Consider the following 812-nt stretch of genomic DNA (forward strand, 5'->3'; position numbering starts at 1 on the left):
GTCTAAATTTAACTAGCACCACGCGTATGAGTATTATAATTGAAAATACTAAAAATAAGACTTATGGTTTGCTTGTAAATATTTTTATATAATTCGTAGGCTAAGATTTTGCTACTTTGGGAGGTCGATGAACAATGAAAAACAGAAAATTAGGGTTAGTTCTTTAGGGTTAGTTCTATTGGCAAGTGCAATTTTAACTGCCACATATATACCAACAAGCAGGGCTTCTGCAGATACTACCCAGTTAAACCAAACTAATGTCATAAAGGATGCTGGTCAAACAACTGAAACAGCAAAATTATCAGATTCAGAAAATAATCAATTGACTGAGAATCAAATTAATCAAATTGATCCATATGTAAAAGTTGTTAATAATCAATACGTATTACAGCTCCCTGAAAATAATAATGTCTCTCAAAGCGTGGTTACAGAAATAGAAGATGAGCTTTCACAAGTCAATGCTGACATTAAAAGCAACGGCTATACTATCAAGACTAATGATAAGACATATGGAGCTTCAACAAGTGCAGCATTCGGTGTAGTATTGGCCAAGTCTTCATCAAATCCAACTATTAAACATTTTTGGTGGGGGATTAGGGTGTATATGCGCAATAAGACAGCAGTAAATAAAGAGATAGCAGAATTCAAAAATGGTCAAGCTATTGCTGAATTTGGATCACTTGTATCTCCACCAGTCGGAGTTACCCTTTCTGTCTATTTTAGCAATATAGCAGATCACCTGACTAATATGAGAGATGCTCACCCGCATAGTAAACTTTATATGGACATTAATCGTTTTGGCGTTTATAAAA

Annotated in this window: 1 protein-coding gene; it reads left to right on the plus strand. The window is 34.4% G+C overall.

The genetic code is table 11. The annotated features are described in order from the left end of the window. Positions 1–127: 127 nt before the first annotated feature. Positions 128–812 (plus strand): hypothetical protein (locus KGF65_RS16745; protein ID WP_216788269.1); only part of this gene is annotated, 685 nt, incomplete at its 3' end.

Source organism: Lactiplantibacillus sp. 30.2.29 (assembly GCF_018991255.1).
Taxonomy (GTDB): Bacteria; Bacillota; Bacilli; order Lactobacillales; family Lactobacillaceae; genus Lactiplantibacillus; species Lactiplantibacillus pentosus.